Source organism: Pseudomonas sputi (genome assembly GCF_021603585.1).
Taxonomy (GTDB): Bacteria; Pseudomonadota; Gammaproteobacteria; order Pseudomonadales; family Pseudomonadaceae; genus Aquipseudomonas; species Aquipseudomonas sputi.
Map to the genome: position 1 here is coordinate 1 of NZ_BQHI01000030.1, position 24,581 is coordinate 24,581.

General features: G+C 59.9%; 29 protein-coding genes. 14 read left to right on the plus strand and 15 right to left on the minus strand.

What is annotated here, in order from left to right; genetic code table 11:
* Positions 1-230: 230 nt before the first annotated feature.
* The 7 genes from L6D81_RS25670 to L6D81_RS25700 form a co-directional block, all read right to left on the minus strand.
* The gene (locus tag L6D81_RS25670; protein WP_007959978.1) at positions 231-578 is read right to left on the minus strand and encodes a ribonuclease E inhibitor RraB; all 348 of its coding nucleotides are present in this window, start codon (positions 576-578) and stop codon (positions 231-233) included.
* A gap of 208 nt (positions 579-786) precedes the next feature.
* Positions 787-1,020: a hypothetical protein gene (locus L6D81_RS25675; RefSeq protein WP_236182449.1), complete on the minus strand. Its 234-nt coding sequence runs from the start codon at positions 1,018-1,020 to the stop codon at positions 787-789.
* A 157-nt stretch (positions 1,021-1,177) separates the two neighbouring features.
* Complete coding sequence (speE, locus tag L6D81_RS25680; protein ID WP_236182450.1) at positions 1,178-2,053, minus strand: polyamine aminopropyltransferase; 876 nt, start codon at positions 2,051-2,053, stop codon at positions 1,178-1,180.
* 134 nt (positions 2,054-2,187) lie between these two features.
* Positions 2,188-2,379, minus strand: coding sequence for a PLDc N-terminal domain-containing protein (locus L6D81_RS25685; protein ID WP_007959984.1), 192 nt, complete (start codon positions 2,377-2,379; stop codon positions 2,188-2,190).
* A 71-nt stretch (positions 2,380-2,450) separates the two neighbouring features.
* Positions 2,451-2,981 carry a hypothetical protein gene (locus tag L6D81_RS25690; RefSeq protein ID WP_236182451.1) on the minus strand — a complete coding sequence of 177 codons (531 nt, stop codon included), beginning with the start codon at positions 2,979-2,981 and terminating at the stop codon, positions 2,451-2,453.
* 89 nt (positions 2,982-3,070) lie between these two features.
* Positions 3,071-3,589 (minus strand): ankyrin repeat domain-containing protein, encoded by a 519-nt coding sequence (locus L6D81_RS25695; RefSeq protein WP_039769928.1) that lies wholly within the window; start codon positions 3,587-3,589, stop codon positions 3,071-3,073.
* A gap of 97 nt (positions 3,590-3,686) precedes the next feature.
* The gene (locus tag L6D81_RS25700; protein WP_236182452.1) at positions 3,687-5,525 is read right to left on the minus strand and encodes a long-chain-acyl-CoA synthetase; all 1,839 of its coding nucleotides are present in this window, start codon (positions 5,523-5,525) and stop codon (positions 3,687-3,689) included.
* Between the two features lie 390 nt (positions 5,526-5,915).
* On the opposite strand from L6D81_RS25700, the gene L6D81_RS25705 reads away from it, so the two are divergent.
* Positions 5,916-6,194 carry a DUF3509 domain-containing protein gene (locus L6D81_RS25705; RefSeq protein WP_039769924.1) on the plus strand — a complete coding sequence of 93 codons (279 nt, stop codon included), beginning with the start codon at positions 5,916-5,918 and terminating at the stop codon, positions 6,192-6,194.
* A 78-nt stretch (positions 6,195-6,272) separates the two neighbouring features.
* On the opposite strand, the gene mtnC is transcribed toward L6D81_RS25705, so the two are convergent.
* From mtnC to aroC, 5 genes are all read right to left on the minus strand, one after another.
* On the minus strand, positions 6,273-6,956 hold the full coding sequence (mtnC, locus tag L6D81_RS25710) for an acireductone synthase (RefSeq protein WP_236182453.1): 684 nt from the start codon (positions 6,954-6,956) through the stop codon (positions 6,273-6,275).
* A gap of 4 nt (positions 6,957-6,960) precedes the next feature.
* Complete coding sequence (locus tag L6D81_RS25715) at positions 6,961-7,506, minus strand: 1,2-dihydroxy-3-keto-5-methylthiopentene dioxygenase (protein WP_039770173.1); 546 nt, start codon at positions 7,504-7,506, stop codon at positions 6,961-6,963.
* Positions 7,507-7,597: 91 nt separating this feature from the next.
* Positions 7,598-8,224 (minus strand): methylthioribulose 1-phosphate dehydratase, encoded by a 627-nt coding sequence (locus L6D81_RS25720; RefSeq protein ID WP_236182454.1) that lies wholly within the window; start codon positions 8,222-8,224, stop codon positions 7,598-7,600.
* Positions 8,221-9,366, minus strand: coding sequence for an MFS transporter (locus L6D81_RS25725; protein WP_236182455.1), 1,146 nt, complete (start codon positions 9,364-9,366; stop codon positions 8,221-8,223). Before L6D81_RS25725 ends, L6D81_RS25720 begins: the two co-directional genes overlap by 4 nt.
* A gap of 31 nt (positions 9,367-9,397) precedes the next feature.
* Positions 9,398-10,489: a chorismate synthase gene (aroC, locus tag L6D81_RS25730; protein ID WP_011333207.1), complete on the minus strand. Its 1,092-nt coding sequence runs from the start codon at positions 10,487-10,489 to the stop codon at positions 9,398-9,400.
* A 130-nt stretch (positions 10,490-10,619) separates the two neighbouring features.
* Here aroC and L6D81_RS25735 point away from each other — a divergent pair, with 130 nt between their 5' ends.
* Positions 10,620-11,573, plus strand: coding sequence for an alpha/beta hydrolase (locus L6D81_RS25735; RefSeq protein WP_236182456.1), 954 nt, complete (start codon positions 10,620-10,622; stop codon positions 11,571-11,573).
* 97 nt (positions 11,574-11,670) lie between these two features.
* Complete coding sequence (locus L6D81_RS25740) at positions 11,671-12,462, plus strand: hypothetical protein (protein ID WP_236182457.1); 792 nt, start codon at positions 11,671-11,673, stop codon at positions 12,460-12,462.
* Positions 12,463-12,555: 93 nt separating this feature from the next.
* On the opposite strand, the gene prmB is transcribed toward L6D81_RS25740, so the two are convergent.
* Entirely contained in the window at positions 12,556-13,464 is a 909-nt protein-coding gene (gene prmB, locus L6D81_RS25745) for a 50S ribosomal protein L3 N(5)-glutamine methyltransferase (protein ID WP_236182458.1), read from the minus strand.
* 239 nt (positions 13,465-13,703) lie between these two features.
* On the opposite strand from prmB, the gene L6D81_RS25750 reads away from it, so the two are divergent.
* The 5 genes from L6D81_RS25750 to L6D81_RS25770 all read left to right on the plus strand — a co-directional run bounded on the left by L6D81_RS25750 (position 13,704) and on the right by L6D81_RS25770 (position 16,475).
* Positions 13,704-14,294, plus strand: a complete 591-nt coding sequence (locus L6D81_RS25750; RefSeq protein WP_236182459.1) for a cysteine hydrolase family protein — start codon at positions 13,704-13,706, stop codon at positions 14,292-14,294.
* A gap of 131 nt (positions 14,295-14,425) precedes the next feature.
* Positions 14,426-14,746 carry a hypothetical protein gene (locus L6D81_RS25755; RefSeq protein WP_236182460.1) on the plus strand — a complete coding sequence of 107 codons (321 nt, stop codon included), beginning with the start codon at positions 14,426-14,428 and terminating at the stop codon, positions 14,744-14,746.
* Between the two features lie 74 nt (positions 14,747-14,820).
* On the plus strand, positions 14,821-15,378 hold the full coding sequence (locus L6D81_RS25760; protein WP_236182461.1) for a Smr/MutS family protein: 558 nt from the start codon (positions 14,821-14,823) through the stop codon (positions 15,376-15,378).
* A gap of 77 nt (positions 15,379-15,455) precedes the next feature.
* A complete protein-coding gene (folE, locus tag L6D81_RS25765; RefSeq protein WP_003204506.1) occupies positions 15,456-16,001 on the plus strand; it encodes a GTP cyclohydrolase I FolE in 546 nt (181 codons plus the stop codon).
* 102 nt (positions 16,002-16,103) lie between these two features.
* Positions 16,104-16,475, plus strand: a complete 372-nt coding sequence (locus L6D81_RS25770; protein WP_236182462.1) for a glutathione S-transferase N-terminal domain-containing protein — start codon at positions 16,104-16,106, stop codon at positions 16,473-16,475.
* Between the two features lie 32 nt (positions 16,476-16,507).
* Here L6D81_RS25770 and L6D81_RS25775 read toward each other — a convergent pair whose 3' ends face one another.
* A complete protein-coding gene (locus tag L6D81_RS25775) occupies positions 16,508-17,674 on the minus strand; it encodes an aminotransferase-like domain-containing protein (protein ID WP_236182463.1) in 1,167 nt (388 codons plus the stop codon).
* An 82-nt stretch (positions 17,675-17,756) separates the two neighbouring features.
* Between L6D81_RS25775 and L6D81_RS25780 the strand changes: the two genes are divergently transcribed.
* From L6D81_RS25780 to L6D81_RS25795, 4 genes are all read left to right on the plus strand, one after another.
* The gene (locus tag L6D81_RS25780; RefSeq protein WP_236182464.1) at positions 17,757-18,200 is read left to right on the plus strand and encodes a MarR family winged helix-turn-helix transcriptional regulator; all 444 of its coding nucleotides are present in this window, start codon (positions 17,757-17,759) and stop codon (positions 18,198-18,200) included.
* Positions 18,201-18,396: 196 nt separating this feature from the next.
* Positions 18,397-19,746: an NCS2 family permease gene (locus L6D81_RS25785; RefSeq protein WP_236182465.1), complete on the plus strand. Its 1,350-nt coding sequence runs from the start codon at positions 18,397-18,399 to the stop codon at positions 19,744-19,746.
* 87 nt (positions 19,747-19,833) lie between these two features.
* Positions 19,834-20,463 (plus strand): LysE family translocator, encoded by a 630-nt coding sequence (locus tag L6D81_RS25790; protein ID WP_192564082.1) that lies wholly within the window; start codon positions 19,834-19,836, stop codon positions 20,461-20,463.
* Positions 20,464-20,604: 141 nt separating this feature from the next.
* Entirely contained in the window at positions 20,605-22,191 is a 1,587-nt protein-coding gene (locus tag L6D81_RS25795) for a hypothetical protein (protein WP_236182466.1), read from the plus strand.
* 107 nt (positions 22,192-22,298) lie between these two features.
* Here L6D81_RS25795 and uraH read toward each other — a convergent pair whose 3' ends face one another.
* Positions 22,299-22,652 (minus strand): hydroxyisourate hydrolase, encoded by a 354-nt coding sequence (uraH, locus tag L6D81_RS25800; RefSeq protein WP_236182467.1) that lies wholly within the window; start codon positions 22,650-22,652, stop codon positions 22,299-22,301.
* A gap of 430 nt (positions 22,653-23,082) precedes the next feature.
* On the opposite strand from uraH, the gene puuE reads away from it, so the two are divergent.
* Positions 23,083-24,009 carry an allantoinase PuuE gene (gene puuE / locus L6D81_RS25805; RefSeq protein WP_236182468.1) on the plus strand — a complete coding sequence of 309 codons (927 nt, stop codon included), beginning with the start codon at positions 23,083-23,085 and terminating at the stop codon, positions 24,007-24,009.
* Positions 24,006-24,521 (plus strand): 2-oxo-4-hydroxy-4-carboxy-5-ureidoimidazoline decarboxylase, encoded by a 516-nt coding sequence (uraD, locus tag L6D81_RS25810; protein WP_064594598.1) that lies wholly within the window; start codon positions 24,006-24,008, stop codon positions 24,519-24,521. Before puuE ends, uraD begins: the two co-directional genes overlap by 4 nt.
* Positions 24,522-24,581 lie beyond the last annotated feature (60 nt).

The following is a 24,581-nucleotide window of genomic DNA, read 5'->3' on the forward strand; positions in this document are numbered from 1 at the left end:
GAAAGTATTAATATCGCGCATAAGAACGCCGGTTTGTTAGATGTGTTTGCTCGCACGAACATCATCAACCAAATCGGCGTTCTTGTTTCTATGTTTCCCGGGATTCCGTGAAGAACCTTTTTTTTGCGCCGGTTTCTTGTTTCAGGGTTTTGCCATGCAGCTTTCGCAACGGCAGACACGACAACGGCCGACCCGAAGGTCAGCCGTTGCTCGACGTGTTGCGTCAGTTATCAATTCAAACGATGCCGGTTGCGGATCTCCTGTTTCACGCCCCAGCCCTCGATGATGCCGCCCAAGGGCTCGACCACCGCCGAAAAGCCCTGCTCGAAATCGCCAATGTCATCGTAGGTTGCGTACATCACCTTGCTCAATTCCAGAGACCAGGCGCCGTCGTCGCGCGCACTGACCTGGGCATTGATGGATTCACCGCGAAACTTGCCTGCCGCCCTGCGCGCCCGCTCCTCGTCCGGGAAAATGGCGTAGAACTCGATGGGATGGAATCGTGAAAAATCGAAACCGCCTTCTTTCATGCGGCGCAGCACGCTGCTGCTGATGTCTTCTTGATAGGCTGTGCTCATGAATCGTCCCCCTCGCATAGATGGATAGACTTTCCGTATTCCCTGCACCGGCCCCATGGCCTTGGTGCTACGACAACCGCGTTGCCGGCGGGAAACAAGCATGTAGCTGACAAGACCAGACCTTAGCGATCCGTTCGCTGATCTCGCTTGCAGAGTAGCCCCAAGATAGAGCCGCTGCCAAGGCCTGGTACGTAATGTAAAAGAAGATTCAGATTGGGGTGATGCTGCGGATTTCGATGCTGTTCTGGGTTTTCAGGTTTTTAACGCCGGCATCGGCGGTGCGCCCTTCCAGATCGTTCAGGTCAAGCTCGGCGGCGACCGGCAGCAATCGTTCTTTGATGAGGCGGGCTGCCCGTTCATGGCTGGGGCATTCCTCGCACTCGAAGACTTCGTTGATCGTTTCACCATGATCGTCCACGAAAGTGACTTTCCACTTTGACATCAGAGCCTCCTCGATCAAACCCGCAAGTGGGCTTACTCCTATCTCGACTTTTGTCAGGACTGATCGTTCAAAAGGTTTACATCGCTGCAACATGAAAAAAGCCGAGGCCGGCGTGATTTCGCACACCGGCCTCGGCTTTTTCTTTACCCGTGAACGATCAGTCGTTGCTTGGCTTGTTCACCGCTTGCAGCACGTACTGCGGCAAGGCAAAAGCACCGATGTGGATTTCCGGGTTGTAGTAGCGGGTGACGATGCCGCTGCCGATGAAGCGCTGTTGCAGAACTTCACGACTCAGCTTGCGGTAGGTCGGATTGGTCGAGCCCCAGGCGAACGTCATCGAACCGCCGATGTAGGTCGGCACGGCCGCCTGATAGAAGTGCCAGTCCGGGAACAGGCTGCGCAGGCGACCGGCGGTGGTTTTCACTTCTTCGATCTGCATGAACGGCGTGCCGTTCTGGGTCACGAGGATGCCGCCCTCGTTCAGGCAGCGGTGGCAGGCCTGGTAGAAGTTTTCCGAGAACAGCACTTCGCCCGGGCCGATCGGGTCGGTGGAGTCGGAAATGATCACGTCGAACTTCTCGGTGGTGGTCGCGACAAAGCGCATGCCGTCGTCGATCACCAGGTTCAGGCGCGGATCATCGTAGGCGCCGCTGGAGTGGTTCGGCAGAAACTCTTTGCACATGTCGACCACGGTGCCGTCGATCTCGACCATGGTGATGTGCTCGACGCTGGCGTGTTTGGTCACTTCGCGCAGCATGCCGCCGTCGCCGCCGCCGATGATCAGCACGCGCTTGGCGGTGCCGTGGGCGAGGATCGGCACGTGGGTGAGCATTTCGTGGTAGATGAACTCGTCGGCTTCGGTGGTCTGGATCACGCCGTCCAGCGCCATCACCCGGCCCATGCGAGGGTTCTGGAAGATCACCAGATGCTGGTGTTCGGTGCGCACTTCGTGCAGCAGTTTTTCCATGCGAAAACGCTGGCCGTAGCCTTCGTAGAGGGTTTCCAGGTATTCGCTGGTCTTGGTGACGGTCATGGTGAAGTGCTCCGATGAATGCGCGGGCGCCAATCGTCAGGTTCGATTGCCCGGGAAAGGCGCGCATTCTACGTTGCCGAAGATGACAGGTCGAACCTCAGTTCATCGGCCCGACCCCATCAGGGTGCGAACGGTCAGATCCGCACATTGCCCCGCGGTCCGGCAATCGCCCAAATGATCAGGCCGAGCACCGGCAGCAGGATGATCAACAACACCCAGAGGATTTTCATCCCGGTCTCGGCGCCGCTTTTCAGCACATTGATGATCGCCCAGATGTCGAGCGCAAGAATGATCAGGCCGACCAGGCCGTTGAACGTGGAACCCATGGTGTCGCTCCAGAATAGTGGCGTGCACTTTTAGGATAGACGGTCGCGCCCAGGGTTCCCTTTTATTGCGTTCAGACGTGAACGGCGACCTTCAGGGCTTCCAGCGACGGCGCGGCGGCAATGCCGGCTTCGGCGCACAGTTCCAGCACGCGCGGTACATCGTTGCCGTAGACCAGCACCACTTGCAGCTCATCGTCGAGCAACTGGCTGAAGTTCATCAGCGTGTAACCGCCGTTTTCCTTGTTCAGGCTGCTCATCTGCACCTGGATACGATTGAGCGCGGTCAGCGCCTCGGTCCTGGCCAGTTGCTTGGGCTTGAGGTTGAACTCGACGCCCGGGCCGAACGACGCGACGATCTGCGCGAACAGGTCAACGTAGGTGTCGGCCTGAAACAGCACGGTCTCGGGCAGACTGCCGACCACCACCCACTCGCCCAGCGGAATCGGGAAAGTTTCGTCGTAGTTGATGTCGGGATTGGCGGTCAGAAAAGCGTCGGCATCGGCATAGGCCTGCGCCGCTTCATCGGCGACTTTCAGGATCTCGTCTTCGCCCATGCAGCCGGAGCTGATTTTGCTGATGAGTTCGGCGAGTGCGGCTTTCATGGGGGCGGATCCTGTGGCGAAGAAAATTTGAGGGCGCGAAGGATAGCGCATTCTCGCCTTCGCCACAGAGCAGGTTCCGGCCAGCGGCTTCAGCCCAGCAGCTTTTCCAGCTGTGCGGTGGTGTCCACGGCGCCCATGGTCCGGGCCGCGTCCAGGGCGGTGACGCCATTGGCATCCTTGGCTTTCGGATCGGCGCCCTGGTCGATCAGGTAATCGACGATTTCAACCCGGTTGAACATCGCCGCCATCATCAGCGCCGTGCGGCCATCGAAGGAGGCGCCTTCAATCTGCGCCCCACCCTCGACCAGAGCCTTGACCACGGCCAGATCTCCCTTGAATGCCGCGCCGGCAATCGGACTCTGGCCGTTGCCGTTGCGCTGTTCCGGATCGGCCTTGTGCTTGAGCAGCACTTGCACCGCGTCCACGTGACCGTAGTAACTGGCGAGCATCAGCAGGGTGTCGCCCTTGCTGTTGGTCAGGTTCACCGGCAGACCGGCAGTGATCAGGCGATCGAGCATCACCGCATCACCCTCGCGCGCCTTGTTGAATACCTGCTCGGTGAATTCGGCGGCTTCTTCGGGGGTCATCTGGCGGCTTTGGTCGGACATGGGGCAACTCCACTTTCGGTCAATCGGAAAGCCGACAGTTTCCCGAGCGCAGCGATAGCTGTCATCCCCTTTTTTCCAAGACCGTCGATAGCCAATATCAATAGCGGTACTTGCCTGCCCGGATATCCGCGAGGATTTCATCTGTCACCTGCACGTAGGTTTCGGTCCCCGGCAGCCAGGCATAAATCGGGTCATCTCCCGTCAGGCCGGGGTCGAAGCCTTCGTTTTTCAGGCGCGTCTTCTGGTATTTGAAGGTGCCGGTGGTTTCCATCTTGACCTTCACCCGCAGGAACAGCGGCACCGCGTAGGCCGGCATGCGTTGGCGGGCGAAGGCCAGCAGCTCGGCGAAATCCAGGGTCGCCAGCGACTCGGCCGGGGTGATCGCCGCCATGCCGGCGCGGCCATTGGTGTTGGGAATTTCCACGCCATAGGCCACCGCTTCGGAAATGTGCGGGTGCTGGAGCAGCAGATTTTCGACCTCGGTGGTCGAGACGTTCTCGCCCTTCCAGCGATAGGTGTCGCCGAGGCGGTCGACAAACTGTGCATGACCGAAACCGATGTTGCGCAGCAGGTCGCCGGTGTTGAAGAAGCGATCGCCCTTGGCGAACACGTCCTGCAGCACGACCTTGGCGGTTTTCTGTGGATCGGTGTAGCCGTCCAGCGGCGCCTTGTCGTCGATCCGCGCCAGCAACAGGCCCCGCTCGCCCCGGCCGACCTTGCGCATGAATCCGTCATCACCACGAATCGGCTCGCCGCTGTCCTGGTCGTAAGCCACCAGCTCCCAGGCCATCAGCGAGAAACCGATGGTGTTGTCGAAATTGAGAATGTTGGTGAAGCCGATATTGCCGTCGCTGGCCGCGTACAGCTCGCAGATGTGATCCACGCCGAAGCGGGTCTTGAACTCGGCCCACGCACCGGGCCGCAAACCGTTGCCGATCATCTTGCGCACGTCGTGACGACTGTCGTCGGCGCTGAGCGGCTGATCCACCAGATACCGGCACAACTCGCCGACATAACCGATGGTGGTGGCGCGATAACGCCGCACATCGCTCCAGAACTGCCGGGCGCTGAACTTGCGACGGATGGCGAAGGCCGAAGCGCCATTGACCGCCGAACCCCAGCACACACAAAGTCCGGTGGCGTGGTAGAGCGGCAAGGTGCAATAGACGATGTCGTCCGGGCGCATGTCGAGGGCGATCAGGCCGAAGCTCGCCGAACTGCGCATCCAGCGGCCGTGTTTGAACACGCCAGCCTTGGGCAAACCGGTGGTACCGGAGGTGTAGATATAGAAGCAGGGGTCGTCGAAAAAAATCTGCCGACTGCTGGCCGGGTTGTCGCCGCAAGCGTCGGCACTGGCGCTGATCAGGTTGATGTAGCCCTCGGGCGCGATGCCCGGATGGCTGAAGGTATCCTGATCGGCGACGAACCAGGCACGCGCCGCCGGTATCGACACTTGCTCGCGTACCGCCGCAAATGCCGGCAGCAACTCTTCACCGACGACAATCGCCGCCGGCGCCACCAGATTGATGCTGTGGATCAGCGTATCGCGGGTCTGCGAGGTATTGAGCAGCGCGCTGACGGCGCCCACTTTGGCCAGGGCCAGAATCGTCACCAGCAATTCCGGGCGGTTTTCGATGAACACCGCCACCACATCGCCCTTGCCGATGCCCTGCCCGATCAGGTAGTGGGCGATGCGGTTGGCCCACTGGTTGACCTGCGAATAACTCAGCACCACCTCGCCCGACAGCAGCGCGGGGCCCTCGGGATTGCGCAGGGTCGCCTGCTCGAAAGTCCAGCCCAGGCCACAGGTCTGGGTCGGATCCGTGACGTTGGCCACCTTCATGCCTTTCACCACCCGAGGGATGGCTTTGGCAATCATCGGCAGTTTGCGGAGCATCATGCCCCAGGTAATCGTGTCGCTCGGCGCGTGGCGCATGGCAGCTCCCGTTCGACCTTGACGTGCAGGCCGGATTTTTATTGTCGGGCAATCGGGTGAGGCAACCGGCGCTTCTTGCGCGAGGGTCGAGGCCGAAAATACGTCAGGGCTTCGCGGGCTGTACACGCGGTTTTTGCAATGTTTTGTATCCGCCCCGGCGCTACGACACGCAGCGTGATTACCGCCGGGGGTATTGGTTCCATCGGATCGACCATGATCCCGCAAAATGCAGGATGCACGATGGCCATTCATGCAGATTGCACGACAACCGAAATGAACTAAATTAATAACCTATTGATTTATATAGATTTTTAAAAAAAACCATACTGGCACAATCGCTGCAACTCCCTATGCATGCTTGCCATTCAAGTGCATACGGAGCTGAAAGACATGAACCTGATCCAAGAAAAATTTACTTCCCTGTTCTCTAACTTCGCCGTCACTACCCAGCCACGTCCCGATGGCGGGATCCTGCTAACGCTCAAGAGTGCCGATGGCAAAGTATTCAAGCGCGCGCTCACCTATCAGCAATTGCACACCGGTGACCAACTGTCGTGGGCGATCAGCGCGATTCGTCGTGATCTGGCGGAACAAGCCAGCGAGCTGCCGCAGATCGGCATGCTGCAAAGCCAACAGCGTTTTGCCCTGCCGACCTATCATTCGATGTAATTCGAACACCGTATAAACAAACAGGCCGTGGAGCTTTCGCTTCACGGCCTGTTTTTTTTACTCGTCGAGTGTGTGGACTCAGAACGCTTCCGGTTCGATCCCGGTGAAACTGTCGACGGTCACATGCCCTTCCAGTTCCCCACCCTCACGGGCGAGCCCGCAGGTTTGCAGGCCGGCAGCCTGGGCAGCGTCGAGTTCCTGGACAATGTCGGACAGGAACAGGATCTCCTGCGGTTCGACTCCGATGGCCTGCTGGATGTTGCTGTACGACTGCGCGTCGCGCTTGGGCCCCGACGTGGTGTCGAAGTAGCCGCTGAACAATGGCGTCAGATCCCCTGCTTCGGAGCAGCCGAAAATCAGCTTCTGCGCCTGGATCGAACCGGACGAATAAACAAACAGTTGATAGCCGGCCTGATGCCAGCGCTGGAGCGCTTCAACGGCGTCCGGGTAAACATGCCCCTTCAACTGCCCGGCCTGATAACCCTGTTCCCAGACCATGCCCTGCAACGCTTTCAGCGGTGTGGCCTTGCGGTCTTCGGCGATCCAGCTCAGCAGAATTTCCACGACCCGCTCGACGTCAGCCTGCGGTTCGTTGCTGTCGCGGCGCACCGCGTCCAGTTGTTCGGCAACATCGGCGCGCTGGGCGTTCTGGCGAACGAAGTCCGGCAGGTGTTTGGCGGCATACGGAAACAGCACGTCGAACACAAAACTCACCGCGCTGGTGGTGCCTTCGATATCGGTGAGAATGACCTTGATCGACATCGGCTCAGTCCTCCAGACGCGGGAAGCGGCCGGCGATGTCTTCGCCGGTGAAGTTGGCGACCCAGCCTTCAGGATTGTTGAACAGACGGATCGCCACGAAATGCGGGTTCTCGCCCATGTCGAACCAGTGTTTGGTGCCGGCCGGCACCGAAATCAGGTCGTTCTTTTCGCACAGCACGGCGTAGACATAATCGTCGATGTGCAGGGTGAACAGGCCACGGCCGGCGACGAAGAAACGTACTTCGTCTTCGCCATGACGATGTTCTTCGAGGAACTTGGCGCGCAACTCGGCTTTTTGCGGGTGATCGCTGTTGAGGCTGATCACATCGACCGTGATGTAACCGCGCTCGGTCATCAGTTTGTCGATCTGCTCTTTATAGGCACCGATCACTTCTTCCTGGCTGGCACCGGGCTGGATCTTTGCGGCGGCTTGCCAGCGGTCGAAGCGCACGCCCTGCTCGGCCAGGGTCGAGGCGATGTCTTCGAAATGGGTCAGCACCTTGTTCGGAATCTCGGGGCTGGAAACGTGATAGACGGACAGGCTGCTCATGGGGCATTCCTCGGTATCGGCCTTGCCGTCCGGTTCTTTCAGACCGGTCGGGCACTGCATTCATCAGGCAAATGGGCTGGTTCTGGTGAAGTCAGCCTTGGCGGTTCATGACGCTGCGGGTCTTCAACTCGCATTCAAACAGGAATTCAAAGGCCTCGATCTGGCGCAACGCATCACTCATCTGCGCGCCCCAGGTGTAGAGGCCGTGGCCGCGAATCAGATAACCCACGCAATCGGGATGGGCGTCGAGCCAAGGCTGCACCTTGGTGGCGAGGCGTGCAATGTCTTGATCGTTGTCGAAGATCGGCACCCGCACCCGGGATTCGTGGGTCGAGATGCCGCTGAAGGCTTTTTGCAGTTCGTAATCTTCGAACTCGATGAAATCTTCCGGCGTCAGGCGCGACAGCACCGTGGCGTTCACCGAGTGGGTGTGCAGCACCGCGCCGATCTCCGGGCGCCAGCTGTAGAGCTGGGTGTGCAACAGCGTTTCGGCGGACGGTTTTTTGCCCGGTTCCAGGCTGTTGCCGGACAGGTCGGTGGCGAGCACGTCGTCCAGGCCCAACTGGCCCTTGTGCTTGCCGGATACGGTCAGCAGCGCTTCGCTCGGCGACAGGCGCGTCGAGTAATTGCTGCTGGTGGCCGGCGACCAGCCGCGACCATAAAGAAAACGCCCGGCGTCGACAATTTGCCGGGCAAGCTGTTCACGGGTAAGGCTCATGGCCTGTCCTCTTGCATTCGAATGGCAATGATAACGGCAGCGGCGAGCGCTGCGAGACTGGCAATACTAAAGGTCAATGTCGCGCCAAGGGCATTCCAGCTGTAACCGGAATACAACGCGCCAAGTGCACCACCGGTGCCGGCCAGCGCGGCATACAGCGCCTGGCCCTGCCCTTGCTGGCGCGCGCCGAAGCTACGTTGCACGAACGCGATGGCAGCGGCATGAAAGCTGCCGAACGTCGCCGCGTGCAGCACCTGGGCAAACAGCAAGACCCCAAGGAATTCGGCGAAAGAACCTAGCAGCAACCAGCGCAATGCCGCCAGCAGGAAACTCGCCATCAGCACCCGCCGCAGGGAAAACCGCGCGAGAATCCGGCTCATCGCCATGAACATCAGCACTTCCGCTACCACGCCGACCGCCCAGAGCATGCCGATCACGCCACGGCTGTAGCCCAGCCGTTCGAGGTGCAGGGTCAAAAACGTGTAATACGGCCCGTGACTCAGCTGCATCAGCGCCACGCAACCGTAGAACGCCAGCACCCCGGGATTGCGCAACTGCTTGAGAAAGCCCTCCCCGGTCGGCCGATTGCCTTGGGCCGGTTGCGCGTTCGGCACCCACAGGCTACTGAGCACGATCCCGGCCATGATCAGCACCAGCGCCGCCGGGTAGATGTCGAGGCTGAGCCATTCGAACAGGCGACCGAGGGCGACCACGGTGATGATGAAACCGATCGACCCCCACAGGCGGATCTGGCTGTAGCGGGAAGTCTGGCTCTGTAAATGCGCCAGGGTGATGACTTCGAACTGTGGCAGCACTGCGTGCCAGAAGAAAGCGTGCAAAGCCATGACCATCGCCAGCCACGCGTAGGTCTTGCTGACGAAAATCAGCGAGAAAGTCAGCAGCGTGCACACCGCGCCGAAACGCACGATGGCCAGGCGCCTGCCGGTGTAATCACCGAGCCAGCCCCAGATGTTCGGCGCCACGCAGCGCATCAGCATCGGGATCGCCACCAGCTCGCCGATGCGCGCGGCGCTGAATCCCAGGTGATCGAAGTACAGCGCCAGAAACGGCGCCGTCGAACCGAGCAAGGCGAAATAGAACAGATAGAAACTGGACAGCCGCCAGTACGGGAACGCCGCCACGGTCAGACCGCGACGGCTTTGAGGTCATCCATCAAAGCTGACCCAGCACCGGGGTGCTCACCCGCACATCGGCGTTCTGACCACGGTGACGCAACAGGTGATCCATCAGCACGATGGCCATCATCGCCTCGGCAATCGGCGTGGCGCGGATGCCCACGCACGGATCGTGGCGGCCCTTGGTGATCACGTCGACCGGATTGCCATCGATGTCGATCGAGCGACCCGGGGTGGTGATGCTCGAGGTCGGCTTCAAGGCCAGGTGCGCGACGATCGGCTGACCCGAAGAGATCCCGCCGAGGATGCCGCCAGCGTTGTTGCTGAGGAAACCTTCGGGCGTCAGCTCGTCGCGGTGTTCGGTGCCGCGCTGGGCGACGCAGGCAAAACCGGCGCCGATTTCCACGCCTTTGACCGCGTTGATGCTCATCAGCGCATGGGCCAGTTCGGCATCGAGACGGTCGAAGATCGGCTCGCCCAGGCCCGGCATCACGCCTTCGGCAACCACGGTGATCTTCGCCCCGACGGAGTCCTGATCGCGGCGCAACTGATCCATGTAGGCTTCCAGCTCCGGCACTTTGTCCGGATCCGGGCTGAAGAAAGCATTCTGCTCGACCGACTCCCAGGTCTTGAACGGGATTTCGATCGGCCCGAGCTGGCTCATGTAGCCGCGAATGACGATGCCCTGACTGGCCAGGTATTTCTTGGCGATGGCGCCGGCCGCGACGCGCATGGCGGTTTCCCGCGCGGAGCTGCGACCGCCGCCGCGGTAATCGCGCTCACCGTATTTGTGGTGGTAGGTGTAGTCGGCGTGGGCCGGGCGGAACAGGTCCTTGATCGCCGAGTAGTCCTTGGACTTCTGGTCGGTGTTGCGGATCAGCAAGCCGATGGAGCAGCCCGTGGTGCGACCCTCGAACACGCCGGAGAGGATTTCGACTTCGTCGGCTTCCTGGCGCTGGGTGGTGTGGCGGCTGGTGCCCGGCTTGCGACGGTCGAGGTCGCGTTGCAGGTCCTCAAGGGAAATCTCCAGGCCCGGCGGGCAGCCGTCAACAATGGCGACCAACGCCGGACCATGGCTTTCGCCCGCGGTGGTGACAGTGAACAGCTTGCCGTAGGTATTGCCGGACATGCAGGACGCTCCGTGATATCGAACCCAAATTCGTGATGCGCGCCAGTATACGCAGGCTAACCGAGTAGTTCATCCTCGAACCTTAGCGGTGTGGGTGAGTCCAACCGACACCTTGGCAAATGATGGCGTGATGATGCTGCGAGTTTTGATCTTGAGCCTTTCCCTGTTTACCGGCTTTGTCCAGGCGACTGTCCTGCAACGTCCGGTCACGTTGACCACCGACAACGGCGAACTTTTCGGCTCGCTGTTGTTGCCAAAATCCGACAACCCCGTGCCGGTTGTCCTGATGCTTTCCGGCTCGGGTCCTACCGATCGTGACGGAAACAACCCCGACGGCGGGCGCAATGACAGCCTCAAGCGACTGGCCTGGGTGCTGGCCAAACACAATGTCGCCAGTGTGCGTTTCGACAAGCGCGGCGTGGCCGCCAGCCTGGCGGCCACGCCGGACGAGCGAAACCTGTCGGTGGAAGCCTATGTGGCGGATGCCGTGGCCTGGGGTCAGAAGCTGAAAGCCGATCCGCGCTTCGGTCCGTTGATCCTGCTCGGCCATAGTGAAGGCGCACTGATTGCCAGCCTCGCGGCTCCAAAGATCGATGCGGCTGCGGTCATTTCGCTCTCCGGCACGGCCCGACCGATCGATCAGGTACTGCGCCGGCAACTGGCCCGCAGCCTCCCTCCTCCTTTGATGCTGCGCAGCAATGAACTGCTCGACAGTCTCAAGGCCGGGCGCACCGACGACAATGTGCCGGCGCCGTTGCAGGTGATTTTCCGTCCGAGTGTGCAGCCGTACCTGATTTCGCTGTTCCGTCAGGACCCGGCGGCAGCCTTCGCCCAGCTGAAAATGCCGGCGCTGATCGTGCAAGGCAGCAACGACATTCAAGTCCAGGTCGATGATGCGAAATTGCTCAAGGCTGCCAAACCGGACGCGCAACTGGCGCTGATCGAGGGCATGAACCACGTCTTGCGCATCGTGCCAAACGACCTGAAGCGGCAACTGGCCTCCTACAAGGACCCGAATTTGCCGCTGGCGGCGGAACTGGGGACACGCGTCCTTGAGTTTATTGACGGAATTCGCACCCGTTGAACTCTTTTTGCCCTCTAGTCTTGTAGAAAACGGCCGATAAGCCTTTGTCGCCAGCGTACTGGCTGGCGGCAAGCAGCTTGGACAGGATCTCGCCGTTATGACCGATACCCAGACTTCACCCGACACCACCGCTGAAAAAGACACACCGCCAGCGGTCGAGCTGCCCTGGGCGGATGTCCACGTCGAGCACCACAAGATGCTCCGCCTGGCGCCGTTGCAGACCGACCGCACCACCGGCGGACGGCCGCTGCGCTTCGTCGAATTCGGTTACGCCGAGCGCAACAGTAAAGAACACAGCCTGATGCGCATGGCGATCAAGTTGCCTGCCCAGCGCGTGCGTAAAGAACAGAATCACCTGGATGTGTGGGTCGATCACACGACCAAACGCGTGCATTTCGGCCCGGACAGCGGTTTGCAGATCGAACCGCTGAACCGTGGCATCGGCCGCTTCATGGCCGCCCAAGGCATCAACTGGGCAAAAAAGCGCTGGCCCGCCTACACCGTCGACGGCATGGACCTGAACAACAAGGACGCGCTGAACGAAGACACTCGCCTGCGCCGCGATCATTTTTTGCGGGTGCATGGCTTTGATGTGGTGTACGCCGACGCCCAGCATTTGAAGGGCAGCGTCAAAGAAGTGAAGGTTGGAGACCTGCTTGGCGACTGGAACAGCGAAAAGCTGCAGATCGTCGAAATTCTCGAAGCTGCGCAGATGTTGCAACAGGCCGAGCAGAATCTGGCCGAGCAGGAAGTGAAGCTGAAGAAACAGGAAGACAAAGTCAGCAAGTTCAAGCGCGAAGACGCCGGGTTGCGGTTCACCATTACTTGCCTGGTGGCGTTTGCGGTGTTTCAGGCCGGGTTGCTGATCTGGATTGCGACGCACCGCTGACTGATCGATCCCAGGCTCTGCGTTCAGCCTGAGGTGGGGCGCGGAGCGTCCCGGCTGCATTCCCACGCAGAGCGTGGGAACGATCAGAGCAATTTAGACGCGGGAAGCGAACAGCGCCTGATGATCGCGGCACTGTTCGGCGGTCAGCATGAACACGCCATGTCCGCCACGCTGGAACTCCAGCCAGGCGAAATCGACTTCCGGATACAGCGCCTCGACGTGTACCTGGCTGTTGCCCACCTCGACAATCAGCAAACCTTTCTCGGTCAGGTGATCCGCCGCTTCGGCGAGCATTCGGCGTACCAGGTTCAAACCGTCATCGCCGCAAGCCAGACCCAGCTCCGGCTCGTGCTGGTATTCGTCTGGCATGTCAGCGAAATCTTCCGCATCGACGTAGGGCGGGTTCGACACGATCAGGTCGAAACGTTGACCCGGCAAACCGTCGAAACCATCGCCCTGCACGGTGAACACCCGCTCATCGACGCCATGACGTTCGATGTTCTGGTTCGCCACTTCCAGCGCTTCGAACGACAGATCCGCCAGCACCACCTCAGCGTTCTGGAACTCGTAGGCGCACGCGATGCCGATGCAGCCGGAGCCGGTGCACAGGTCGAGAATTCGCACCGGCTCGTCGCCGATCCACGGGGCAAACCGGTTTTCGATCAGCTCGCCAATCGGTGAACGCGGGATCAGCACGCGCTCATCGACGATGAACGACATGCCGCAGAACCAGGCTTCGCCCAGCAGGTAAGCGGTCGGAATGCGCTCTTCGATGCGGCGCTTGAGCAGGCGCTGAAGATTGACCAGTTCATCGTCTTCCAGTGCGCAATCGAGGTAGCTGTCGGCAATTTCCCATGGCAGGTGCAAGGCGCCAAGCACGAGCTGCCGGGCTTCGTCCCAGGCATTGTCGGTGCCATGGCCGAAAAACAGATCCTCCCCATGGAAGCGGCTGACGGCCCAACGGATGTGGTCGCGCAGGGTACGAAGTCGGGAAGTGATCACGGGGCAGAACTCCAGAAAAAACGACTGGCGATTCTAGCAGCCAAAACGCGCCACGACGACGCAGGAAAAACTCCGAGGCGACGGTAGGACTCTTCCGATTTTCTCTTCAGCTATTGAACAGATCGTGTAACTTGACAAGGCTGCAGGCCAGCAACGACGGTGCCTACGATGGTAGCGATTCACAGAACCGCTCAGCCAGAGGACAATGTCGCAAAAGCCCCACCCGAAGGAGCCCCAGAATGTCCGTTCCAAAAACGATGTTTCAACTCAGCGGTCGCGGTTACGCAGCGGCCACGTTGAGCCATGCCACCGTGGTCATCATCGATGCCCAGAAAGAGTACCTCAGCGGCCCGCTGGCCCTGAGCGGCATGGACGCGGCTGTCGCGAACATCAAGCAACTGGTTGCCGCCGCCCGCACAGCCGGCCGACCGATCGTGCACGTGCGTCACCTCGGCACCGTCGGCGGTCTGTTCGACCCGCAGGGCGAACGCGGCGAGTTCATCCCCGGCCTGGAACCCCAGGGCGATGAAACCATCATCGGCAAGTTGCTGCCGAGCGCTTTCCACGGCACCGAACTCTACGATCGCCTGCAAACCATCGGCTCGCTGGACCTGATCGTCTGCGGTTTCATGAGCCACTCCAGCGTCAGCACTACCGTACGCGCGGCGAAGAACCTGGGCTTCCGCTGCACCCTGGTCGAAGACGCCTGCGCCACCCGCGATCTGCCGTTCAAGGGCCGCGTGCTCAGCGCCGAGCAGGTGCAGGAAGCGGAAATGGCGATCATGGCCGACAACTTCGCCACTCTCGCGCTGACCCAGGATCTGATCTGATCGACCGTAAATGAGCGGCTCGGCCCGCCGCTCATCTGCAAAAGCCTCGCATTTGCTTCAATTACCCTAGCCTCAGGAACAACCCGGTCAACTCCCGGTCGAAGGGCCGATACCCATTGAGGAAGGTCGGAATGAAGTTATCCGATGGATTTGACGCACGCCGCTTGCGGCCCAAAGGCCAAAGCAACTGGCGATTTCGATTCGGCGCGGCGATCGCGGCCATTCTGGCGACGTTCGGCGTGCTGCTGGCGATGGCCGGGGTCGCCAGCCTGCTGGGGCGCCCGCCAGCGCTCGGCGACCTGAACGCAACCCCGCTCGGCTCGGCGATCATTCTCGCAGTGGGCCTGCTGTTCCTGTATTTCGGCGTGGCCCTGTGGCGTCGTTGCCGGCGTCGCGCGCGGCAATCGCGGGAGCTGAACATGTCCCCGCACCTGATGAAAAAACACGATTGAATCGACGGCCTGGCTTTTTGCCGGGCCGTTTTGTGTCTGTTTGGGTAAACTGGCCGCCCTTCGCGGAGGCTGACATGCAAGACGACGATTTTTCCCTGTTCAAAAGTGCGATCCAAGGCGTCAAGCCGATCAAGCACGACCGCGCCGACACCGGCAAACCCAAGGCTGACCGCGCACAGATCGCCAAGCTGCGCCAGTCCGCCACCGTGCGCACCGACACCACGACCGTTGACGGCCTGTCCGATCAGTTCGTGATTGACGTCGGCCCCGAAGACGAGCTGATGTGGGCCCGTGACGGCGTGCAGGAAAGCCAGATGCGCAAGCTCAAGATCGGGCAGATTCCATTCGAAGGCAGCCTTGACCTGCACGGCATGAGCGTCGAAAAGGCCCGCGAAACCCTCTGGGCGTTTCTCGCCGAAGCCACCAAATTCGAAATCCGCTGCGTGCGCGTCACCCACGGCAAGGCTGTGCGTCTGGAGGGCAAGCGACCGATGATCAAAAGCCACGTCAACACCTGGCTGCGCCAGCATGCGCAAGTGCTGGGTTTCTGCTCGTGCCAGGCGAAACATGGCGGCGCCGGCGCGGTTTACGTGATGCTCAAACGCACCATGATGGAAGGTCGCGACGAATAAACCCGTCACACCGAACTTGCAGGGTCGTGTCCGCCACCGTACCCTTGCCCTTTGCGAAAATCCCCACAGGTAGTTTCATGTCCCTGGAACAGAATTACACCGCGATTCTCGGCCAATTGGGCGAGGACGTCTCCCGCGAGGGCCTGCTCGACACGCCAAAGCGTGCCGCCAAAGCCATGCAGTACCTCTGCCGCGGTTATGAACAGACGCTCGAAGAGGTCACCAATGGTGCCCTGTTCAGCTCCGACAACAGCGAAATGGTGCTGGTCAAGGACATCGAGCTCTACTCGTTGTGCGAACACCACCTGCTGCCGTTCATCGGCAAGGCCCACGTCGCGTACATCCCGAGCGGCAAAGTGCTGGGCCTGTCGAAGGTCGCACGGATCGTCGACATGTACGCCCGCCGCCTGCAGATCCAGGAAAACCTGAGCCGCCAGATCGCCGATGCGGTCCAGCAGGTCACCGGCGCGCTGGGCGTGGCCGTGGTGATCGAGGCCAAGCACATGTGCATGATGATGCGCGGTGTCGAGAAACAGAATTCGTCGATGATCACCTCGGTGATGCTCGGTGAGTTCCGTGAAAACGCGGCGACTCGCAGCGAGTTTCTCAGCCTGATCAAGTAATTCGCGACAGAAAAAAACCGGCGTTGATCGCCGGTTTTTTTTCGTCCGTGAAAAATCGGGTAAGCTGCGCGCCTTCTTCAATGTCCCTGTGAGGCTTGTAACGTGTTCGTCAAAGCGCTTCGTGTCGGTCTCGGCCAACTGATCATCTTCGTTGATTTCCTGACCCGCCCGGGCAAGAAACAGCGCCCCGCCGCTGCCCAGGCTCAGGTTGATGCTGCCGCCAAGGACCTGACGCTGTATCAGTTCCACGCCTGCCCGTTCTGCGTGAAGACCCGCCGCAGCCTGCGCCGCCTTAATGTGCCGGTGGCCCTGAAGGATGCGAAGAACAACGAGCAGGATCGCCAGACCCTGCTGGAACAGGGCGGCAAGATCAAGGTGCCGTGCCTGCGCATTGAAGAGAACGGCCAGACCACCTGGATGTACGAGTCCAACACGATCATCGACTATCTGAACCAGCGGTTCGCCGCAGTCTGAATCAAAAAAAACCGGCCTGATGGCCGGTTTGTTTATGCGGCCTGCGCGGCCTGGGCCTGGCGCACCACCGCCGCCAGACGTTTGAGCCCTTCGTCCAGTCGGGCCGGGTCGATGTGACTGAAGTTCAGGCGCAGATGCCCGGGGTTGCGATCCGGCTCGGGGAAGAAAGGTTCGCCCGGCATGAACGCCACATCGTTGGCCAGCGCGGTATTGAGCAACGTGCGGGTGTCCAACGGTTGCTTCAGGGTCAGCCAGAAAAACAACCCGCCCTGCGGTGTGTTCCAGTCCGCCAGATCGGCGAAGTGAGTTTCCAGTGCCGCTTGAAAGGCGTCGCGGCGCTGACGATAGAAGCCGCGCAATTCACTCAAGTGCTGCTGATATTGCTCACTGCCGATCCACTGCAACGCCTGCCACTGACCGATGCGGTTGGTGTGCAGATCCGCTGACTGCTTGAGTTTGAGCAGGTGCGGGAACAGATCCGGGCTGGCAATCAGATAACCGACACGCAGGCCCGGCAACAGGGTTTTCGACACGGTGCCGGTGTAGATCCAGCTGGACTTCTTCAGGCGCCCGGCAATCGGCTGGGCGCTGCCGCCGTCGAAGGTCAGTTCGCGATAAGGCTCGTCTTCGATCAGGATCACGCCGAATTCGTCGAGCAATGCCGCGACGGCCTCGCGCTTGGCCTCGCTGTATCGCACGGCGGACGGGTTCTGGAAGGTCGGAATCAAATAAATGAACGCCGGGCGGTGCTGTTCCAGACGCTGGCGCAATTGCGCCAGGTTCGGTCCATCAGCCTCCAGCGGCACGGTCAGGCAATCGGCGCCGAACAGCTGGAAGATCTGCAAGGCCGCCAGATACGTTGGCGCTTCGAGCAGGATTTCGGTGCCTTTGTCGATATATAGCTTGGCCGCCAGGTCGAGGGTTTGCTGGGAACCACTGACCACCAGCACCTGACTCGACTCGCACGACAAACCCAGCGCCCTCGCCTCTGCCGCCAGCGCTTCGCGCAGTGCCGGCTCGCCTTCACTCATGCCGTACTGGCCGAGAGACAGCGGCATGTCAGCCCACTCAACCTTCGGCAACATCGCTTCAGCCGGCAAACCGCCGGCGAACGACATGACTTCCGGGCGCTGGGCCGCGGCAAGGATTTCACGGATCAGAGAACTTTTGAGGCGCGAGACACGTTCGGAAAAAGCCATGGAAGTCACCGCTAGCGAGGCATGGGAAAAATGAGTCAAACTTGTTGACTGAAATTACGACACCCCACTCGGAAACGTCAATATGCTTGACCTTAAAAACTGCGCCAGCCAACAACAAGCCATGGAAGCGTTTTTCTTCGGTTACCAGGCGTTCACCGCCAAGGCCGACGAAATGCTCGAGCGTCGTGGGCTGTCCCGCGTGCATCAACGCATCGTGTTTTTTATCGCCCGCTATCCGAATCTGAGCGTCAAGGAGTTGCTAGCGCTGCTCGGCGTGAGCAAGCAGGCGCTGAACATGCCATTGCGCCAATTGCAGCAAATGCATCTGGTGGACAGCGTGGCGTCCGAGGCCGACAAGCGTAAACGCCTGCTGGAACTGACCGTCGAAGGTGCGAAATTTGAGCAGGCGCTGCGTCGTGAACAGGTGACATTGCTTGAACGCGTCTTTGCCGAAGCCGGCGAAACGGCGGTCAACGGATGGCTGGCGGTGAATCTGGCGCTGGGAGCCAACCGCCCGAACAAGTGATATAGCTCGATCACCAGTCTTTTCGTCTACAAAACCAAAAACAATATTTGCTTTATTTGTACACAAAAGCATAATCCACTGCGTGCGAGTTCCTGACCTTATGGTCAACAAATTCGCGTATGCCTCAAAGGGCCGCTGCCACCCCTCATGGGTCCGGCCCTGGAAATAACAATAAAACTCTTGAGGAGTACTCGCTGTGGAAAGCCGCAAATCCGAAGCATCGACGCTGGAACTCTCGCCGCCGTTACGCACTGGCCTGCTTGAGCGCATCTTCAAACTCAGCTTGCATGGCACCACGGTGAAGACCGAGCTGATTGCCGGTCTGACAACCTTCATCACCATGGCCTACATCATTTTCGTCAACCCGAACATCATGGCCGATGCCGGGATCGATCACGGTGCAGCCTTCGTCGCCACCTGTATCGCCGCCGCGCTGGGCTGCCTGCTGATGGGCCTTTACGCCAACTGGCCCGTGGGTCTTGCACCGGGCATGGGCCTCAACGCGTTCTTCACCTACACCGTGGTCGGCACCATGGGCTACAACTGGGAAACCGCTCTCGGTGCGGTGTTCGTCTCGGGCGTGCTGTTCATGATCCTGACCTTTTCGCGGATTCGCGAATGGCTGCTCAACAGCATTCCGGTCAGCCTGCGCTATGCAATGGGCGCCGGTGTCGGTCTGTTTCTCGGGCTGATCGGCCTGAAAACCGCCGGCATTGTCGTCGACAGTCCGGCCACCCTGATCAAGCTCGGCTCGTTGCACGAACCCGGCCCGCTGCTTGCCGCCATCTGCTTTCTGATGATCGCGATCCTCAGCTACCACAAGGTGTTCGGTGCGATTCTCATCAGCATCATCACCGTGACGCTCGCCGGTTGGGGAATGGATCTGGTGCACTACGAGGGCATCATGTCCGCCCCGCCAAGCCTGGCGCCGACCTTCATGGCCATGAACGTCGCCGGCGTATTCAACGTCAGCATGATCAGCGTGGTGCTGGCCTTCCTTTTCGTGCACATGTTCGACACCGCCGGCACACTGATGGGCGTCGCCCAGCGCGCCAACCTGGTGAACCCTGACGGCCGCATCGAGAACCTCTCCCGTGCGATGAAAGCCGACAGCGCCTCCAGCGTATTCGGCGCGGTAGTCGGCGTTCCGCCGGTCACCAGCTACGTAGAAAGTGCCGCCGGAGTGGCCGCTGGCGGTCGGACTGGTCTTACCGCAGTCACCGTGGGTGTGCTATTTATAGCCGCGATGTTCTTTGCACCGCTGGCCGGCATGATTCCCGCTTATGCCACCGCCGGTGCGCTGATTTATGTAGCGATGCTGATGATGGGCGGCATGGCGCACATCGAATGGGACGAAGCGACCGACAGCATTCCGGCAATCGTCACCGCGATCATGATGCCGCTGACTTTTTCGGTCGCCGACGGTATCGCGCTGGGCTTCATTACCTATGTCGCACTGAAAGCCGGCACCGGTAAATACAAAGAGATCTCGGTCAGCCTGTGGGTGCTCTGCGCGATCTTCATCGCCAAGTTCATTTTCCTGTAAGCGCCAGGCCGTTCTCGCTTCAAAACAGCCTCACCCGACCGGGTGGGGCTTTTGCACATTCTTGATAACGATAAAAAGGAGCACGTGATGAGTCTGGAAACCTGGCTGCTGTTCAGCGGCGCTGCGCTGGTGGTGATCCTGATTCCGGGGCCACTGTCGTTGCTGATGATCAGCAACAGTCTGAATTACGGTTTGCGTCGTTCGTACCCGGCGTTTCTCGGTGGTGTGTTCGCCTCGATCTGCCTGCTCAGTGCCTCGGCCCTGGGGCTGGGTGCCCTGCTGCTGGCGTCCGAGAAACTGTTCAGCGCCCTGAAAATCGTCGGCGCGATCTACCTGTTCTACCTCGCCTGGCAGAGCTGGCAGCAATCGCGCCAGCCTGCGGTGGGCGCCACAGTACCGGACGCAGCGCCTGTTCCGCGCTTTCGCGCACTGTTTGGGCGCGCCTTTGTACTCGGCGCCAGCAATCCGAAAGACATCCTGTTCTTTGCCGCTTTCCTCCCGCAATTCCTCAGCGCCGAGCAGCCTTTCCTGCCGCAGTTGCTGGTGATGATCGCGACCTGGACGGTACTCGATCTGCTGTGCAAGTTGACCTACGGCCTTGGCGCTCATGGCGCTGCGCGCTATTTGCGCAGCGGCAAGGGCCAGAGCTGGTTCAACCGCATCAGCGCCGGTCTGTTTGGTGGTGCGGGTGCAGCTTCGCTCCTGAGCAGTCACTGAGACCTCCAAGAGCACATGATGAACGGCAACATTTCGCCTGACACCTAGATATATGCACCGCACTGCGCAGCGTTGATTCACCGAACATCCGGGCTCTTCTGGCCAGATCAACGTGAATCGACCTTGCGAGTGAAATAATCCATGAGCCCCAAAAAACCGCTGAAACCCGGTACCAATACGCCCTCACCCGACGCCCCCTTCCACCTTTCCGACGTTGGGCCTCCAGCACTGCACCGGCTGCCACTGGACACTCATGCGGCAGACCAGGCATCTGTAGACCAGCCCGGCACCCCTGCTCAATCAACCCCCTCTCGTCCCGTGCCTCTGGAGATCGTCGACCTTCCGCTCGAAACGCATATCACCCCGGTCATTGTCCATGCGCCGATCGAGCATTTTTTTCTACCGCCCAATCAGTTATCCAGACTGCCGGCGCCGAATGCACTTTCCGGCATTCGAGAGCTCGGGACGCAAAGGCATTTCGTTGATCTTCAGGAAGGAGGAACCGTGCTGCTGGGCATCGACTCGGAAAATCATTACCGGGCCAGATTGAACAGCGACTACAACCCCTCCGGCCCACGTATCGAGCGGGTGGAAGGCACCCTCACCTGGCGCGTGAAGCCCTCCGACGAGAGCGCCGGCGACAATGACTCCAGATTGACTTTCAAGCGCCTGCGCACCCCGGATGACGATCCTGGGGAGGTTGTCGCGTCCAAACGCCCTTCCACTTCTACGGGTGATGACGGGTCAGATCCCTGGAAAAGATGGGCAGCGCCCCCTCAGCATGCATCCTTCGGCAGCCTCGAAATTGATGGCACCCAGTTTCTGCTGGTACCACGCGGAACCGATCCGGATCACCCGATCGTTTACATCAAGAATCCGGAGCACTGGGTTTACGATTTCGATTACCTGGAGCGCATCCTCGACACTGACTTGATGCAGCAACCCCGGGGCGCCATCCGAGTTCCACCGGCCAATCAATGGGAAGTAGACCCGAACCTTCCCTTTCAACACCCGCTGAAACAATACGTTGCCGCCTATTTTCCGCGGTTGTCGGAGACCTCAGTGGCTAAAGTGGCGCGACACCAGTTCAGCCTGGCCAACGATGGCGACATGGCAACAGGTGTCGGCCTGACCCGCCTCCGTCAAACGTTCAATGACTGGAAAAGTGGCAACAGCGCACCTCGCCCGCGGCTGGCTGATCCCCTGCTGATGCTCCCGGTATTACCAACGTCCGGCAGCGGTTCGGGATTCTCCCGGACCCTGGATTTGCCGAATGCATCCCCGCAAGGCCCTCTGGAGCGGCTGGACTTCGATCTGACGAGGCAGGAATGGGACCATTTCACGAAAACGCAATCGGGTACCGAACTCAAACGGATGATGACCGGCATCCTGACACGGCAGGGCTATGATGTTTTCCCGCCGACCATGGCGAATGCCTTTCCGGCGTTGGTCTTTCGTCGAAAAAATCACCCCTTCGTCTTTTTCATCAGCCTGTATCGCGTCAAGGGCAGAAAAATTCACCAGCCTTTGAATTCCGATCCGAATGCGACCGATGCCCGGCTGAATACCCAGATCGGATACGCAGCACTGCAGGAAATCCTCCAGGCACACGCGGAGAAAAAACTGGTCTGGCTCAAGGGCGGTTCGCAGGTGCTGACTTCGCAAACGGATACCGTTTTCATTGTGAGGGATGACGAGTCGAGACTCGGAACGCTTGCCAATCTGTAATCAGGAACGCCTTTTGCGAAACGAAAAAAAGCCCGCAGTGTGAGCGGGCGAAAGACCAAAGAAGCTATATGCGCAGTCGCTTCCCGGCAGGGGCAGCTGCTTGGGGGTCAGCTGCCCCGATAGGTGGAATAGCTGTAAGGCGAGATCAGCAACGGTACGTGGTAGTGATCCTGTTCGGCAGAAATGCCGAACCGCAGCACCACCACGTCCAGGAATGCCGGCTCCGGCAACTGGACGCCACGGGCGCGGTAGTAATCGCCGGCGTGGAACTGAACCTGATAGACACCGGTACGGTAGTCATCGCCTTGCAGCAGCGGCGCATCGACCCGGCCATCGCTGTTGGTAAATGCACTGGCGACCAATTCCAGGTGCGAACCTTCAACGCGGTACAGCTCGACCTTGATCGAGCTGCCCGGGCAACCGTGTGCAGCGTCCAAAACGTGTGTTGTCAAACGTCCCATTGATTCTGCGCGCCTGCCTGCGTGGAGCAGTCAGACCTCGCGCCTCCCGAAGTCAGTTGAAAAGGAGACCGCACCGTTTCGGAGCACGAAAAGCTGCGGCGAGCGATTGATTAAGACACTTTTCAAAAAAATTGTACACAATAAAAACGACATTTTTCCTCCTACCCCCGCCATCCTTCGATTTCCCGGTGGTTTGCCCTTCAACCTTGCATTCATTGAACCCCCAATCCATTAGCTGACTGGTCAGGCAGGTTTCTTGCAGGCTCAGGCCATTAACAGCAAAAGATGACAGCCGGTGAAAAATGCGAAAATTCAGGCTTACAAAATGAGAATAAAGTTGTATACAATCAGCCCATCGCTGTGACGCCAGCCTGCCATCCAGACCTCAGGGCGCCACACAATCTGTCAACGAATAAGAAGGAAGACTGCAGTGAGCGCTGACTACCCACGCGACCTGATCGGTTACGGCAGTAACCCTCCTCACCCACACTGGCCGGGGAATGCCCGGATCGCCCTGTCCTTCGTACTCAATTACGAGGAAGGTGGCGAGCGCAATATCCTGCACGGCGACAAGGAATCGGAAGCCTTTCTCTCGGAAATGGTCGCGGCCCAGCCTCTGCAAGGCGCGCGCAACATGAGCATGGAATCGCTTTACGAGTATGGCAGCCGTGCCGGCGTCTGGCGGATCCTGAAACTGTTCAAGGAATTCGACATTCCGCTGACCATCTTCGCCGTGGCCATGGCCGCCCAGCGCCACCCGGATGTGATCCGCGCGATGGTCGAAGCCGGTCACGAGATCTGCAGCCACGGCTACCGCTGGATCGACTACCAGTACATGGACGAGGCGCAGGAACGCGAGCACATGCTTGAAGCGATCCGCATCCTCACCGAACTCACCGGCGAGCGCCCGCTGGGCTGGTACACCGGTCGTACCGGCCCCAACACCCGCCGTCTGGTGATGGAGGAAGGCGGTTTCCTCTACGACTGCGACACCTACGATGACGACCTGCCCTACTGGGAACCGAACAACCCGACTGGCAAGCCGCACCTGGTGATTCCGTACACCCTGGACACCAACGACATGCGCTTTACCCAGGTCCAGGGTTTCAACAAGGGCGACGATTTCTTCGAATACCTCAAAGATGCGTTCGACGTGCTGTATGCCGAAGGCGCTGAAGCGCCGAAGATGCTGTCGATCGGTCTGCACTGCCGCCTGATAGGCCGTCCGGCGCGTCTGGCTTCGCTCAAGCGCTTTATCGAATACGCTAAAAGTCATGAACAGGTGTGGTTCAGCCGCCGCGTCGACATTGCGCGGCACTGGCAGGAAACCCACCCGTACCAAGGGGCTGCCCAATGAGCACCTTTCAAACCCTGCAACCGTCGACCCTGAGCCGCGACGCTTTTGTCAAAGCCTTCGCCGACATCTACGAACATTCGCCATGGGTGGCCGAGAAGGCCTTCGACCTGGGCCAGGACGCCTCGATCGACCAGATCGAAACCCTGCACCAGCGCATGAGCGACATCCTGTTGAGCGCCGATCACGCCAGTCAGCTGGCCCTGATCAACGCTCACCCGGACCTGGCCGGCAAAGCTGCCGTCCAGGGCGAGTTGACCGAAGCCAGCACCCATGAACAGGCTGGCGCCGGTATTCACCAATGCACGGCCGAAGAGTTCCAGCGCTTCACCGAGCTGAACGACGCCTACAAGGCCAAGTTCAAGTTTCCCTTCATCATGGCGGTAAAAGGCAGCAACCGGCATCAGATCCTCGCGGCGTTCGAAACGCGCATTCACAACCCGGTCGACACCGAGTTCAAGTGCGCGCTGGCGGAGATCAACAAGATCGCCCTGTTCCGATTACTGACTCTCTAGCGAGCCTGGCCCGAGAAACCTCTAGAACGCTTGTGTTTCCCAGGGCCCTGCAAGCATCCC

Excerpts from the sequence above, each read along its gene's own strand:
- L6D81_RS25670 (WP_007959978.1), bottom strand. The coding sequence starts at position 578 with ATGAGCACAGCCTATCAAGAAGACATCAGCAGCAGCGTGCTGCGCCGC.
- L6D81_RS25675 (WP_236182449.1), bottom strand. The coding sequence starts at position 1,020 with ATGTCAAAGTGGAAAGTCACTTTCGTGGACGATCATGGTGAAACGATC.
- speE (WP_236182450.1), bottom strand. The coding sequence starts at position 2,053 with ATGACCGTCACCAAGACCAGCGAATACCTGGAAACCCTCTACGAAGGC.
- L6D81_RS25685 (WP_007959984.1), bottom strand. The coding sequence starts at position 2,379 with ATGGGTTCCACGTTCAACGGCCTGGTCGGCCTGATCATTCTTGCGCTC.
- L6D81_RS25690 (WP_236182451.1), bottom strand. The coding sequence starts at position 2,981 with ATGAAAGCCGCACTCGCCGAACTCATCAGCAAAATCAGCTCCGGCTGC.
- L6D81_RS25695 (WP_039769928.1), bottom strand. The coding sequence starts at position 3,589 with ATGTCCGACCAAAGCCGCCAGATGACCCCCGAAGAAGCCGCCGAATTC.
- L6D81_RS25700 (WP_236182452.1), bottom strand. The coding sequence starts at position 5,525 with ATGCGCCACGCGCCGAGCGACACGATTACCTGGGGCATGATGCTCCGC.
- L6D81_RS25705 (WP_039769924.1), top strand. The coding sequence starts at position 5,916 with ATGAACCTGATCCAAGAAAAATTTACTTCCCTGTTCTCTAACTTCGCC.
- mtnC (WP_236182453.1), bottom strand. The coding sequence starts at position 6,956 with ATGTCGATCAAGGTCATTCTCACCGATATCGAAGGCACCACCAGCGCG.
- L6D81_RS25715 (WP_039770173.1), bottom strand. The coding sequence starts at position 7,506 with ATGAGCAGCCTGTCCGTCTATCACGTTTCCAGCCCCGAGATTCCGAAC.
- L6D81_RS25720 (WP_236182454.1), bottom strand. The coding sequence starts at position 8,224 with ATGAGCCTTACCCGTGAACAGCTTGCCCGGCAAATTGTCGACGCCGGG.
- aroC (WP_011333207.1), bottom strand. The coding sequence starts at position 10,489 with ATGTCCGGCAATACCTACGGCAAGCTGTTCACTGTCACCACCGCGGGC.
- L6D81_RS25735 (WP_236182456.1), top strand. The coding sequence starts at position 10,620 with ATGATGCTGCGAGTTTTGATCTTGAGCCTTTCCCTGTTTACCGGCTTT.
- L6D81_RS25740 (WP_236182457.1), top strand. The coding sequence starts at position 11,671 with ATGACCGATACCCAGACTTCACCCGACACCACCGCTGAAAAAGACACA.
- L6D81_RS25750 (WP_236182459.1), top strand. The coding sequence starts at position 13,704 with ATGTCCGTTCCAAAAACGATGTTTCAACTCAGCGGTCGCGGTTACGCA.
- L6D81_RS25755 (WP_236182460.1), top strand. The coding sequence starts at position 14,426 with ATGAAGTTATCCGATGGATTTGACGCACGCCGCTTGCGGCCCAAAGGC.
- L6D81_RS25760 (WP_236182461.1), top strand. The coding sequence starts at position 14,821 with ATGCAAGACGACGATTTTTCCCTGTTCAAAAGTGCGATCCAAGGCGTC.
- folE (WP_003204506.1), top strand. The coding sequence starts at position 15,456 with ATGTCCCTGGAACAGAATTACACCGCGATTCTCGGCCAATTGGGCGAG.
- L6D81_RS25775 (WP_236182463.1), bottom strand. The coding sequence starts at position 17,674 with ATGGCTTTTTCCGAACGTGTCTCGCGCCTCAAAAGTTCTCTGATCCGT.
- L6D81_RS25780 (WP_236182464.1), top strand. The coding sequence starts at position 17,757 with ATGCTTGACCTTAAAAACTGCGCCAGCCAACAACAAGCCATGGAAGCG.
- L6D81_RS25790 (WP_192564082.1), top strand. The coding sequence starts at position 19,834 with ATGAGTCTGGAAACCTGGCTGCTGTTCAGCGGCGCTGCGCTGGTGGTG.
- L6D81_RS25795 (WP_236182466.1), top strand. The coding sequence starts at position 20,605 with ATGAGCCCCAAAAAACCGCTGAAACCCGGTACCAATACGCCCTCACCC.
- uraH (WP_236182467.1), bottom strand. The coding sequence starts at position 22,652 with ATGGGACGTTTGACAACACACGTTTTGGACGCTGCACACGGTTGCCCG.
- uraD (WP_064594598.1), top strand. The coding sequence starts at position 24,006 with ATGAGCACCTTTCAAACCCTGCAACCGTCGACCCTGAGCCGCGACGCT.